Source organism: Halomonas sp. (assembly GCF_014859505.1).
Classification (GTDB): Bacteria; Pseudomonadota; Gammaproteobacteria; order Pseudomonadales; family Halomonadaceae; genus Halomonas.
The window spans coordinates 1-12258 of the sequence record NZ_JACUUD010000010.1; the positions used below are offsets into that span (position 1 = coordinate 1).

Here is a 12258-nt window from a genome sequence, read left to right on the forward strand (position 1 = left end):
ACACCGGGCACTCTATGAATCGTTCAATGGCAAGAATCGCGAACTCGACGATCCGGGCGAGTTCGAATTGGCATGGCGTGGCGCACCGGTTGGTGTGCGGCGTCCGCCTCACAGCACCGCGGCGGTTGGCCGCAACTGCTCCCTGAACCTCCTTTAGCAAGCATAGATACACCCCCGCGGTGCCTGAAGGTCGCCGGGGCTGGCAACCGCGCGAGTTCTGGGTACAATCCCGCGATGATTGAAGTAGACGGAGATACGATGGAAACGGAACTGAACGAGTTCGAGCGCAAGATGCGCCGCGACATCAACACTTTCATGGACAAGGCTCAGGACACCAGGCGCAAGGCGGCGACATCGCCCCCCGAATGGCCCAGGGAACCCGGCGAGGAGGCCAAGACCAAGGCGCCGCGCAGCAAGGCGGCCGGCTCGCCCAAGACCGGCCACCTGGTGAAGCTGGCGGTGCGCACCAAACCGCTCGAGCTGGACACCGTCTTCGAGCACGTCTCCTCCAGCATCTCCAGGATCGAGGCTCAGTTCGAGGCCGAGAAGGCCGCCCGCAAGGCCGGCTATCCCATCATCGGCCATGTGATCGAGACCACTCGACTGTAATGCCTTCCCGCCTGGGCCAGGCGTTGGGGGTTTCCAGCAAGGAGCCGCCCGTGAGAATCACCCAGCTCAATATCTACCCGGTCAAGTCGCTGGGCGGTATCTCCCTGGATGAGGCGCGGCTGACCGCCGAGGGACTGGCCCATGATCGCCGCTGGATGGTGGTCGACGATGTCGGCCGTTTCGTCACCCAGCGTCAGCTGCCGGCCATGGCGCGCATCCGCGTGGGCCTCGAGCCCGATGCCCTGGTGCTCACGCACCCCGGGGCATCGCCGCTGCGGGTGCCACTGGAGGCGGGAGAGCTCTCCCGGCGCTCGGTCTACGTCTGGGAGGACCGCTGCGATGCCCTGGACGAGGGCGCCGAGGCCCGTGAGTGGCTGGGCGCGGTGCTGGGCGATCTGCGCGGCAGCGGCCTGGGCCTGGTGCGCTTCGCCCCCGACCACCACCGCCCGGTGGAACCGCACTACCTGGCGCCCGGCGAGCGGGCCCACACCGGCTTCGCCGACGGCTACCCGCTGCTGGTGGTGAGCGAGGGGTCGCTGGCCGAGGTCAACCGGCGCCTGGTCGCCAAGGGGCTCGCCCCGGTGCCCATGAGCCGCTTTCGCCCCAATATCGTGATCGAGGGTGCCGAGCCCTTCGCCGAGGATGGCTGGGACACCCTGGCCGCGGCCGATGGCGCCTGGCGGCTGGGGCTGCGCAAGCCCTGCCAGCGCTGCAAGGTCACCACCGTTGACCAGCAGAGCGGCGAGATCAGTGTGCCCGGCGAACCGCTGCGTACCCTGGTGGAGATGAACACCCGTCTGGCTCCCGGCGGCTACTTCGGCCAGAACGCCATCGTGCTGGCGGGGGAGGGCGCGCGCCTTGCCGTCGGCGATGCTCTGGTGGCGAACCCAGCGGCATCGTCCTGAACAGAGCGTATTTCTGGAACGGTTTTTCACATACTTCCTGCTGGGCTTTGATGGCGGGCCCCATTCGTCTCCATCAGGAGCCCATCATGATCTTTCATGTCTATCTGTCCGGCGAGATCCTGCGCTACGTGCTCGAGGCCTGATTCAGCGGCCTGCCCCTCTTCCATGCTGCATTCTGGCGGTAAAGTTTTACGGACTTTTTAGCTGGCCTCGTGATTCCATCGCCGGGTACTGCCTCGGCACGACATGCCGGGGCAGGTGACTGAGCCGATGGGATGGGCATGGGCATGGCCGCAGCAGAGATGATGCGTCGATGGGGGGGCAGCCGGGTGCAGGGCTGGGCACCTGTGCTCAAGGTGATGTCGGTGCTGTGGCTGGTCCTGGCGCTGTTCATGGCGATACCCTGGGTGGTCCTGCTGATCGAGCAGGAGCCCGACGCCCGGGCGTTCGGCCTGTCGATGGGTATCGTGCTGGGGGCCGTGGCGCTGACCTGGCTGGCGACACTGAGGGTCAGGATCGAGCTCAAGCCCTGGCAGATGTTCGTGCTCACCACCCTCAGCTGGGTCTCGATCAGCGGCTTTGCGAGCCTGCCCCTGGTGCTCGGGGCGCCGCAGCTCTCCTTCACCAATGCGGTGTTCGAGTCGGTCTCCGCGATCACCACCACCGGCTCGACGGTGCTGGTCGGCATTGAATCGCTCTCCGACGGCCTCAAGCTGTGGCGCGGCATCATGCAGTGGCTGGGCGGCATCGGCATCATCGTGATGGGAATGGCCATCCTGCCGTTCCTCAAGGTGGGGGGCATGCGCCTCTTCCACACGGAATCCTCGGACTGGTCGGACAAGGTGATGCCGCGCACCGGCGGCATCGCCAAGGCAACGCTGGGGATCTATTGCGGCTTCACGTTCACGGCGATGCTCGCCTACTGGCTGGGTGGCATGGCGCCGCTGGATGCCGTGGTACATGCCATGACCTCGCTGGCCACCGGGGGCTTCGCCAACTCCGACGCCTCCTTTGGCGCCTACGCCGGCCAGCCCCACCTGCTGTGGATGGCAAGCCTGTTCATGCTGGCCGGTGCCCTGCCCTTCGTGCTCTACATCCGCCTGCTGCGCGGTTCGCGCGGCTCGCTATGGCGCGACCAGCAGGTCCGGGGGCTGCTGCTGTTGCTGCTGGTCGTGATCCTGTTGCTCACCGGGTGGCGCATGTGGGAGGGCACGCCGCCCTTCGAGGCGCTGACCCATGTCACCTTCAACGTGATTTCGGTGGTGACCACCACCGGCTATGCCTCGGATGACTACACGACCTGGGGCGCGCTCGCCGTCGTCGCCTTCTTCTACCTGACCTTCGTGGGAGGCTGCAGCGGCTCCACCAGCGGCGGCATGAAGATCTTCCGCTTCCAGGTGGCCACGATCCTGCTGCGCAACCAGCTCCGCTACCTGATCCATGCCAGCGGGGTCTTCGCCTCACGCTACAATAATCAGCCGCTGACCGACGATATCACCCGTGGCGTGGTGGCCTTCTCGTTCTTCTTCTTCCTGACCATTGCCGGCCTGGCCCTGGGCCTTTCGATGATGGGGCTGGATATCGTGACGGCGCTCTCGGGGGCGGCCACGGCGGTGGCCAACGTCGGCCCGGGGCTCGGCGATACCATTGGCCCGGCCGGCAACTTCGTGTCGCTGCCGGACGCGGCGAAGTGGCTGTTGTGTGTCGGCATGCTGCTGGGGCGTCTCGAGATCCTTACCGTGCTGGTGCTGCTGACGCCGATGTTCTGGCGACAGTAGGCTGCCAGCTGACCTGACCCGAGGAGGGCCGGATGAGCATGACACCCGAAGGGCAAGACCAGGCGATGCCGTCGCGATCCGCCCGCCTGCTGGTGGCACTCAGCGGCGGCAGCGAGGATGCGACCCTGGTACGTGCCGCACACCGCCTGGCGGAGCGCGATGGCGTTCGCTGGCGGGCCATCCACTTGGACACCGGCCGCGACGATGCCGAGCGGCGTCTGGTACTGGAGCGCGATTTCGCCATGGTGCAGCGCCTGGGCGGCGAGACGCGCGTGCTGCAGGGCCAGGATCGCGCCTCGGAGCTGCTCGACCATGCCCGTGAGCACCAGGTGGCCACCCTGCTGGTGGGCTGCTCGCGCCCCTCCGGCTGGCGGGTGTGGCGCCGCACCCTGGCAGAGCAGCTGCTGCGCCGTGGCGGTACCTTCGACCTGGTGGTGGTGGCCGAGGCTCGCAAGCGGCCGCGCTTTCGCCCGCGTCGGCGGCAGCTGTCCCTGCGCCTGCACGAACCGCTGGTCGCGCTGGCGAGCACGCTGGCGGCCCTGGTGGCGGCCTGGGGGCTCGACTTCTGGCTGGACCTGGCCAACCTCTCGCTGGTGTTCCTTGCCGCCGTGCTGGCCAGCGCGGCCCTGGCCGGGACCCGCGCGGCGATGCTCAGCGCCGTGCTCGGCTTCCTGGCCTTCAACTTCTTCTTTACCCAGCCGCGCTTCTCCCTGGCGATGGTCGAGCACAGCCAGTTGGTCACCGTGGTCTTCTTCCTGCTGGTGGCCCTGGTGGTGGGGCAGCAGGCCGGCAGCGGGCGCCGCCGGCTGCTGGCCCTGCGTGCCAGCCGCGAGCAGACCCACCGCCTGCTGAGTTTCTCCCGGGCCCTGGCGGCGGCTACCGATCGCGCCCAGGTCACCGACATCGGCCTCTCGGCGCTCGAGCGCTGGCTGAGGGTGCCGGCCGTGTTTCTCGAGCGCGATGCGACCGAGCCGGGCCTGGCGGTGCGTGAGGCAGTGCCGCCCGGCTCGACGCCCGACGCCGGTGCGCTCTCGGCGGCCACCTGGAGCTGGCAGCACCGCCGCCCGAGCGGGCATGGCACCGGGGATCTCGCCGACCAGCGCTGGCGCCTGCTGCCGCTGGTGGAGCATGACACCGTGCTGGGCGTGCTCGGGCTGGAACTCGCCGTGCGCGACGCCGCCATCGGCCCCGACCACGAGGCGCTGATCGATGCCGTGGTCAGCCAGCTCGCCATGGCGCTGGAGCGGACCCGCCTGGTAAGCGAGCTGGGCGAGGCGCGCCTCTCGGAGGAGAACGAGCGGCTGCGCTCGGCCCTGCTGTCGTCGGTGTCCCACGACCTGCGCACCCCACTGGCCTCGATCATCGGCTCGGCCAGTTCGCTGCGCGACCTGGAGGCCCAGCTCGGCGCGGCGGATCGCCGCGAACTGCTCGATGGCATTCTCAGCGAGAGCGAGCGGCTGAACCGCTATATCCAGAACCTGCTGGACATGACCCGGCTGGGGCAGGGTGACATGAAGATCGAGCGGGACTGGGTCTCCCTCGACGACCTGGCGGCGTCGGCGCTCAAGCGTCTCGGTCCCTCGCTGTCCGGCCTGACGGTGGAGCGCGACTGGCCCGACGACCTGCCGCTGCTCCACGTGCATCCGGCGCTGATCGAGCAGGCGCTGGTCAACGTCATCGACAACGCGGTGCGCTTCTCGCCCGAGGGCGGGACGCTGCGGCTGGAGGGCCGCTGGCGGGAGACGGAGCACCGGCTCGAGATCCGGGTAACGGACCAGGGGCCGGGGATCCCGCCGGAGCTCCGCGAGACGGTGTTCGACATGTTCACCACCGGCGGCGACGGCGACCGCAGCCGCTATGGCAGCGGGCTCGGCCTGGCCATCTGCCGCGGCATGCTGGGCGCCCACGGCGGGACCATCGCCGCCAAGCCCGGCCCCCACGGGGAGGGCACGACCATCGTGATGCAGCTGCCGCTGCCCGAGGAGAGCCCCCATGACGAATGAGCCGCAAAGGGTGCTGGTGGTGGACGACGAGCCGCAGATCCGTCGCTTCCTGCGGATCAGCCTGGCCTCCCAGGGCTTTCTGGTGAGCGAGGCGGCGACCGCTGGCGAGGGCCTGAGGAAGGCGCTGGAGGAGGCGCCGGATCTGGTGCTGCTCGACCTGGGCCTGCCGGACCTGGATGGCCAGCGCGTCCTCGAGACCCTGCGGGCCCGCAGCGCGGTGCCGGTCATCGTGGTTTCCGTGCGCGAGCAGGAGGGCGAGAAGGTCCGGGCGCTGGACAGCGGCGCCAGCGACTACGTCACCAAGCCGTTCGGCATCCAGGAGCTGCTGGCCCGGGTGCGCTCGCTGCTTCGCCGCCCGCTGCCTAGCGCCAGCGACCCGGCCAGGTTGCGCTACCGTTGCGGCGAGTTGCTGATCGACCTGGGGGCCCGGCGGGTCACCCTGCACGATGAGCCCGTGCATCTCACCCCCAAGGAGTACGCGGTGCTGGAGCGCCTGGCGCAACAGGCGGGCAGGGTGGTCACCCAGACGCAGCTGCTGCGCGACGTCTGGGGGCCCAGCCACGCGGACGACACCCACTACCTGCGCATCGTGGTCAGCAAGCTGCGCCACAAGCTGGGCGACGACCCCCAGGCGCCCGAGCTGCTGCAGACCGAGGCGGGCGTCGGCTATCGGCTGCTGGCGGAACCCGAGCCCCGAACGGGTACACGCGAGGAGATCGTGCCATGAAGATCATCGTTCTCGGCGCCGGCCAGGTCGGCCTGACCTTCTTCTGACGGGGAGCCGGTCCTCGCCAACCGTATGGCTTTCCTGGTCTACGCTGATCAGGGAAACCCTACGGGCTCCAGGCAGGGGGGATGCGCATGGGGTCCGCCAACTGCTTGCCCGGCGACCCCCGCAGCGACTGGGCCCGCCCAGCGCGGGTCATGCCGGCAGAGGAGCGTCAGGATGACCCTGGAGTGCTACCATCCGATCATCTACGTGCGCGGTTTCGCCATGCGTGACAGCGAGATCGAGGCGACCGTCAACACGCCCTATATGGGCTTCAACCTGGGGGCGACCCGGGTACGCCAGGGCCCCAGCGGGGAGTTCAACTCCCTGATCTTCGAGTCGCCGGTGATCCGCCTGATGAAGGACCACGGCTACCGGGACGTCTACGCCGAGGGGGCGGAGCGCGAGGACCGGCTGCCGCGCCGCACCCTGCTGATCCACCGCTACTACGAGGGGGAGGGCGGTGAGGGGCAGCGCCCCTCGATCCCCGAGGCGGCCCGGGCACTCTCCGAGCGCATCCTGTGGCTGCGCGAGCGGATCTGCGGCGACGACGAGGAGGCGCTGGCGGCCTTCAAGGTCTATCTGGTCGCCCACTCCATGGGTGGGCTGGTCTGCCGCTGCCTGCTGCAGAACCCCGAGGCGGGCAGCGCCGAGGCGCGGGCCTGTGTGGACAAGGTCTTCACCTACGGCACCCCCCCACGATGGCATCGAGATGGCCGGGCTCAACGTGCCGCGCTTTCTGGGCCTGTGGGACATCAACAACTTCAACCGCAAGAGCATCGCCGGCTACCTCAAGCTTTCCCCGCGCGGGGGCCGGGTCAATCGCCTGGGGGGGCACTTCCCGCCGGAACGCTTCTTCTGCCTGGTGGGCACCAACCACCGCGACTACAACGCCACCCGCCACGTGGTGGGCTCCCGCAGCGACGGCCTGGTGAAGATCGACTGTGCCTGGGTCGAGGACGCCCCGCGGGTGCATCTCTACCTGGCCCACAGCGGCCCCTTCGGCATGGTCAACTCCGAGGCCGGCTACCTCAACCTGACGCGCTTCCTGTTCGGCGATGCCCGCATGCTGGGGCGCATGGTGGTCGAGCACCTGCCGCTGCCGCCCTCGCTGCAGCAGGCTCGTGACGAGGGGCGCGAGATCGAGGGCAGCTACCACTTCGAGTGCACGGTGATGCCGCGGCTCTACCTGCACATCGATCCCTGGCAGTGAGGCATCGCCTGGGCATCAAGGACAACGCCGCCCCCGGCCATGGCCGGGGGCGGCGTTTCTCGCGGTCGCGCCCTGTGTCAAGCGCGCCTGTCGGATCGAGAGAGAGGCTCAGAGGGTCATGAAGGGCGTGGCCTCGCCGTCGCGGAACTGGTAGACGTCCCAGTCGCCCTGCTTGGGCCCGGGCATGCCGGGGGTGCCGATGGGCATGCCGGCCAGGCCGATGCCGCGGGTGTCGGGGCGCTCCTCGAAGAGCTTCTCCAGCGCCTCGAAGGGCACGTGCCCCTCGATGGCGTAGCCGCCCATCTGGATGGTATGGCAGGAGCCCAGGCCATAGGGCAGCCCGACGCGCTGCTTTATCTTGCCCACCTCGATATCGTCGACGATCTTCACCGTGACCCCGCGGGCCTCGAGCTGGCGGGCGTACTCGTCGCAGCAGCCACACTGGGGGTTCTTGTACATCGTCGCCTCGTCGGGCAGGGCGGCGTGGGCGGTGCCGGCGCCCAGCAGCAAGGCGGCGGAGAGCAGGAGAGTGGAGCCTGTGCGGTTCATGAGCGGGCCTCCGGAAGGTCGCGGGACGTGGGGCGGGAGGTGAACAGGTACTTGGTGAGCGCGGCGATGCCGAGGCCGAGCAGGGACAGCATGGCGACGGGCATCAGCCAGCCCAGCCAGGACAGGTTGCCCATCAGGGCGAGGCAGTTGTTGAGCATGGGAGTATCTCCTGACGAACGGTTACGAATGGGTCGGGAAGGCGCACGGCCTTCGGGGCGGAGAGGTCCGCCGGGCGTTCGGTCAGGCCCTGGGAGGGCGGCGGGGGGGCAAGGTGCGGTGGGCGATCACAGCCAGCGCCGGGGCGAAGGCCGGGAAGCGGTGAGCGGCCGTGGCCAGGTCGATGGCGGGTGGCAGCGCCGCGCAGCTGGCGCAGCGAGGCTCGTCCGGCGTGTCGCCGTCGAGCAGCTGCGCCGGCGCGGCGAGCCCGCAGTCGGCCTGGTGGCTCTCCATGGCGCCATGGCTCGAGAGGCTGGTCACCGCCAGCAGCAGCGCGAGGAGCAGGGCCAGCAGGCGGCCTCCTCCTGCGCTGTGCCTTGATGCGATGACGGTGCGAGTCATGACGATGCCTCCTGGATGATGGTGTCAGGATGCCGCGTCGGCAGCGCCTGCGTATTGACCCAGGGCAACTTCCCGGCGGGCCGCTCACTCCTCGTGGCGATGGCCGTGCCGGTGCAGGAAAAGATGCATGCCGAGGCAGAGCCCCATGGGGAGCAGCAGCCAGGTGCCAGCGCCAAAGGGGTTGCCGCGCCACAGCACGATGAGCATGGCCACCCCCATCAGCACCAGGCAGGCGGTCATCATTGCGTGGTGCAGGCGGTTCATCGGGTATCTCCTTGCGGGTTCGTGCGGGTGAAGCCCCGCTTGAGCAGCAGCGAGTTGCCGATCACCGAGAGCGAGCTGGCGGTCATGGCGATCACGCCGATCATGGGGTGCAGCAGGCCGATGGCGGCGATGGGAATGGCCGCCACGTTGTAGGCGCTGGCCCAGATCAGGTTCTGGACGATCTTGCCGAAGGTGGCGCGGCTGAGGTGCATCGCCTCCACCACGCTGGTCAGCTCGCCGCGCACCAGGGTGACGTCGGCGGCCTCGATGGCCACGTCGGCCCCGGCGCCGATGGCGATGCCGACGTTGGCCTGCTTCAGCGCCGCGGCGTCGTTGATGCCGTCGCCCACCATGGCCACGTGGTTGCCGTGCTTCGCCTGCAGCGCGCGGATGGCATCGACCTTGCCCTCCGGCAGCACGCCGGCCTGGACCTCGTCGATGCCGACTTCCTCGGCCACGGCCCGGGCGGCGCGCTCGTTGTCGCCAGTGATCATCACCACGTGCAGGCCGAGGTCATGCATCCCGCGGATGGCCTCGATCGATTCCTGCTTGAGGGTATCGGCCACGGCCACCAGGCCGAGCGCCTGGCCGTCGGCGGCGACGATCACCACGGTGCGTCCCTTGGCCTCGAGCTCGTCCATGGCGTCATCCAGGGCCTCGAGGCCGGTCACGCCTTCTTCTTCCAGCAACCGGCGATTGCCGATCAGCACCGTTTCGTTGCCTACCTTGCCGGAAACGCCGCGTGCCCCGGTGGAGCGGAACTCGCTGACCTCACCGGGTTTCACGTCGCGCTCCCGGGCACCGTCGACGATGGCTCGGGCGATGGGGTGCTCCGAGGCGTTCTCCACGCTCGCCGCCAGCGTCAGCAGGCGGTTTTCGTCGACGCCCTCGGCGTTGACGGCCTCGGTGAGCGTCGGCTCGCCGCGGGTGATGGTGCCGGTCTTGTCCAGCACCATGACCTTGATGTCCTTGAAGGTCTGGATGGCCTCGCCGGAGCGGATCAGGATGCCGCGCTCGGCGCCGATGCCGGAACCCACCATCAGCGCCGTGGGCGTAGCCAGGCCCAGGGCGCAGGGGCAGGCGATGACCAGCACGGCCACCGCGGCCAGTATCGCCAGCACCGGGGTGGCGGCCTCGGGGTTCACCCAGGGCAGGAAGGTCGCGCCCCAGTCGAGGACAGGGCGCAGGGCCTCCGGGAACAGCGCCCAGACGATCAGGCTGGCCAGGGCGATCAGCAGCACCGCCGGCACGAAGCGCCCGGTCATGCGGTCGGCAAACTCCTGGATCGGCACCCGGGACCCCTGGGCTTGGTCGATCAGGCGCACCACCTGGGAGAGGAAGGTATCGCCGCCGACCCGAGTCGCCTTGACCCGCAGGCGCCCCTCCTTGTTGATGGTGGCACCGATCACGCTGTCCCCGGTGCTCTTGTAGACCGGTATCGACTCACCCGTGGCGATGGACTCGTCGAGATGGCTCTCGCCCTCGACCACCTCGCCGTCGGTGGGGATCTTGTCGCCGGGGCGCACGATCATGATGTCTCCGGGCGCCAGCTCCTTCACCGGCACCTCGACCTCCTCGCCATCACGCTCGACGCGCGCCGTCTTGGCGCCCAGGGTCATCAGGCGGCGGATGGCCTGGGAGGCGCGCCCCTTGGCCAATGCCTCCAGGTATCGGCCCAGCAGGTGGAAGGTCATGATGGTGGCAGCCATCTCGATGAACGAGGTCATGGGGTAGACGAAGCCGACCAGGCCGATCAGGTAGGGCGGCAGGCTGCCCATGGAGATCAGCACATCCATGTTGAAGGTGCCGTTCTTCAACGAGCGCCAGGTCGACCTGTGGGTGGCGATGCCGCCGTAGAGGAATACCACCGGGAAGGCCAGCACAGCGACGATGGCCAGGTAGCCGGGAATCGGCTGCCAGAACATGTGCGGTATCATCAGCAGCATGATCAGGATGGTGGGCACAGCGGCGATGATCAGCCGCTTGCGCGCCTGGGCGAGGTAGGCCTCCTCGATCTCGGCGTCGCCGTCGGCGTCCTCCGCCTCGTCGGCCTGCACGGCGGCCACGTCATAGCCGGCGCCTTCCACGGCGCGCTTCAGGTCGTCGCCGTCGGGGCCATCCGTGGCAACGGAGACCAAGACACGGTGACTGGCGATATTGGTCTCGATCTCGTTCACGCCATCGAGGCGTTCGAGCGTCTTGCGCACGATGCCAGCACAGTGGTCGCTGCCCATGCCGGGCACCGTCAGCCGCACCTGGCGCTTCTGGGAGCCGCCGCCGCTCACGGCGGCCACGTCATAGCCCGCCCCCTCGACGGCCTTCTTCAAGGCGTCGCCGTCGGGCCCACCTTCCTCGATGGTCACGCGCACATGGTGGTTGGCGATATTGGTCTTTATCTCGCCTACGCCATTGTGGCGTTCGAGCGTCTTGCGCACGATGCCGGCGCAGTGATCGCTGCCCATGCCGGGCACCGTCAGGGTGATCGTTCTGGACCTGGTGTCACTCATCACGTGCCTCCTGCTGCTGTCGCCGAGTGGACGGCCAGGGTTGGCCGTCCTTGATGTTGCTTACTCAGTGACTCCGCCGCTCAGTGATGGGCATCGTGGTCCTCGGGATCCACCTCGGCGGGCGCCGCCTGGCGGAGCTGCTCGCGCTGCTCATCGGTCATGAGGTCGTGCATGGCGTTACGCATGCGCACCATCTCGGCCATCATCTCGCCGTGCAGCTCGGCCATGCGGCCATGCAGTGCCTGCACCTGCTCGGGATCCGGACGCTCGCCATGCATCTCGGCCATCAGGTCGTCGCGCAGGTTCATCAGGCGGCCCTTGCGCTCGAACTGGGCGGGGCGGTGTTCCTGCATCAGCTCGCGCATCTGGCTGCGCTGGTCGGGCTCGAGCATCGACATCATGCCCATGCCCTCGGCCATCATCGGGCAGGGCATCATGCCGCCGCCCATCATGCCGCCCTGGCCGCCGCCGCTCATCATTCCACCCATCATGCCGGGGCCCATGCCGCCCTGGCCGCCGCCGCCCATCATGCCACCCATCATGCCGCTGCCCTGGCCGGGCTGACTGTCCGGCATGCCCTGGGCGAGGGCGGCGCCGGCACTACCGGCACCGAGTGCCAGGGCGAGTCCGAGGGCGAGGGTATGCTTGCGAAAGTTCATGATCGTTCTCCTTGCGGTTATTGGGCCCTTTCATGGGCCTCTGGTTGAGTGTAGAAGGTATGTGTTACACAAAGGTCAATGCCGAGACGGCAGGTCTTTTCCATTGAGCAAAATGAAAAGGTGTCAAACGGTTAACCTGCGTGCAGGACCCAGGTTGCGGTGCTCCGCATGGCCATGAAATACTCGCGCTTCCGCTTCCATTGCCTGACAAGGCCGTTTCACCCCATGCGTAGACTCTCCTCTCACTGGCTGCTCTGTCTGATGATGGCCCTCGTTCTGGCCATCGCAGCGCCGGTGGCCACGGGAGGGCACCATGGCGATGCCGCCTGTGTCGAGAGCCTGGTCGAGCAGGATTCGGCGGTCGCATGGGAATTGTCTGCAATGGTCGACCCGGGTGAGTCCGATGCTCCCGCGGCTTCGTCCTGCGGCTCGCCCTGCGCCCAG

General features: G+C 68.5%; 12 protein-coding genes. 6 read left to right on the forward strand and 6 right to left on the reverse strand.

From position 1 onward, the window contains the following. Positions 1–258 precede the first annotated feature (258 nt). The 6 genes from IBX53_RS02695 to IBX53_RS02720 all read left to right on the forward strand — a co-directional run bounded on the left by IBX53_RS02695 (position 259) and on the right by IBX53_RS02720 (position 7277). Entirely contained in the window at positions 259–609 is a 351-nt protein-coding gene (locus IBX53_RS02695) for a hypothetical protein (RefSeq protein ID WP_290904971.1), read from the forward strand. Positions 610–659: 50 nt separating this feature from the next. Then, positions 660–1514 (forward strand): MOSC N-terminal beta barrel domain-containing protein, encoded by an 855-nt coding sequence (locus IBX53_RS02700; RefSeq protein WP_290904973.1) that lies wholly within the window; start codon positions 660–662, stop codon positions 1512–1514. Between the two features lie 302 nt (positions 1515–1816). Beyond that, positions 1817–3292 carry a Trk system potassium transporter TrkI gene (trkI, locus tag IBX53_RS02705; protein WP_290904975.1) on the forward strand — a complete coding sequence of 492 codons (1476 nt, stop codon included), beginning with the start codon at positions 1817–1819 and terminating at the stop codon, positions 3290–3292. A 32-nt stretch (positions 3293–3324) separates the two neighbouring features. Beyond that, a complete protein-coding gene (locus IBX53_RS02710; protein WP_290904978.1) occupies positions 3325–5295 on the forward strand; it encodes an ATP-binding protein in 1971 nt (656 codons plus the stop codon). Further along, on the forward strand, positions 5285–6022 hold the full coding sequence (locus IBX53_RS02715) for a response regulator transcription factor (protein ID WP_290904981.1): 738 nt from the start codon (positions 5285–5287) through the stop codon (positions 6020–6022). The genes IBX53_RS02710 and IBX53_RS02715 overlap by 11 nt, the downstream gene beginning before the upstream one ends. Positions 6023–6776: 754 nt before the next feature. After that, positions 6777–7277: a hypothetical protein gene (locus IBX53_RS02720; RefSeq protein WP_290904982.1), complete on the forward strand. Its 501-nt coding sequence runs from the start codon at positions 6777–6779 to the stop codon at positions 7275–7277. A gap of 108 nt (positions 7278–7385) precedes the next feature. Here IBX53_RS02720 and IBX53_RS02725 read toward each other — a convergent pair whose 3' ends face one another. From IBX53_RS02725 to IBX53_RS02750, 6 genes are all read right to left on the reverse strand, one after another. Next, a complete protein-coding gene (locus IBX53_RS02725; protein WP_290904985.1) occupies positions 7386–7826 on the reverse strand; it encodes a DUF411 domain-containing protein in 441 nt (146 codons plus the stop codon). Beyond that, positions 7823–7984: a hypothetical protein gene (locus IBX53_RS02730; protein WP_290904987.1), complete on the reverse strand. Its 162-nt coding sequence runs from the start codon at positions 7982–7984 to the stop codon at positions 7823–7825. Before IBX53_RS02730 ends, IBX53_RS02725 begins: the two co-directional genes overlap by 4 nt. An 82-nt stretch (positions 7985–8066) precedes the next feature. Continuing rightward, complete coding sequence (locus tag IBX53_RS02735; protein ID WP_290904989.1) at positions 8067–8384, reverse strand: hypothetical protein; 318 nt, start codon at positions 8382–8384, stop codon at positions 8067–8069. An 84-nt stretch (positions 8385–8468) separates the two neighbouring features. Further along, the gene (locus IBX53_RS02740; protein ID WP_290904991.1) at positions 8469–8648 is read right to left on the reverse strand and encodes a hypothetical protein; all 180 of its coding nucleotides are present in this window, start codon (positions 8646–8648) and stop codon (positions 8469–8471) included. Further along, positions 8645–11155: a heavy metal translocating P-type ATPase gene (locus tag IBX53_RS02745; RefSeq protein WP_290904994.1), complete on the reverse strand. Its 2511-nt coding sequence runs from the start codon at positions 11153–11155 to the stop codon at positions 8645–8647. Before IBX53_RS02745 ends, IBX53_RS02740 begins: the two co-directional genes overlap by 4 nt. Positions 11156–11235: 80 nt before the next feature. Further along, a complete protein-coding gene (locus IBX53_RS02750; protein WP_290904996.1) occupies positions 11236–11814 on the reverse strand; it encodes a Spy/CpxP family protein refolding chaperone in 579 nt (192 codons plus the stop codon). Between the last annotated feature and the right edge of the window lie 444 nt (positions 11815–12258).

Coding starts and splice junctions, on each gene's coding strand:
- IBX53_RS02735 (WP_290904989.1), bottom strand. CDS start 8,384: ATGACTCGCACCGTCATCGCATCAAGGCACAGCGCAGGAGGAGGCCGC.
- IBX53_RS02740 (WP_290904991.1), bottom strand. CDS start 8,648: ATGAACCGCCTGCACCACGCAATGATGACCGCCTGCCTGGTGCTGATG.
- IBX53_RS02695 (WP_290904971.1), top strand. CDS start 259: ATGGAAACGGAACTGAACGAGTTCGAGCGCAAGATGCGCCGCGACATC.
- IBX53_RS02720 (WP_290904982.1), top strand. CDS start 6,777: ATGGCCGGGCTCAACGTGCCGCGCTTTCTGGGCCTGTGGGACATCAAC.
- IBX53_RS02710 (WP_290904978.1), top strand. CDS start 3,325: ATGAGCATGACACCCGAAGGGCAAGACCAGGCGATGCCGTCGCGATCC.
- IBX53_RS02715 (WP_290904981.1), top strand. CDS start 5,285: ATGACGAATGAGCCGCAAAGGGTGCTGGTGGTGGACGACGAGCCGCAG.
- trkI (WP_290904975.1), top strand. CDS start 1,817: ATGATGCGTCGATGGGGGGGCAGCCGGGTGCAGGGCTGGGCACCTGTG.
- IBX53_RS02725 (WP_290904985.1), bottom strand. CDS start 7,826: ATGAACCGCACAGGCTCCACTCTCCTGCTCTCCGCCGCCTTGCTGCTG.
- IBX53_RS02745 (WP_290904994.1), bottom strand. CDS start 11,155: ATGAGTGACACCAGGTCCAGAACGATCACCCTGACGGTGCCCGGCATG.
- IBX53_RS02750 (WP_290904996.1), bottom strand. CDS start 11,814: ATGAACTTTCGCAAGCATACCCTCGCCCTCGGACTCGCCCTGGCACTC.
- IBX53_RS02730 (WP_290904987.1), bottom strand. CDS start 7,984: ATGCTCAACAACTGCCTCGCCCTGATGGGCAACCTGTCCTGGCTGGGC.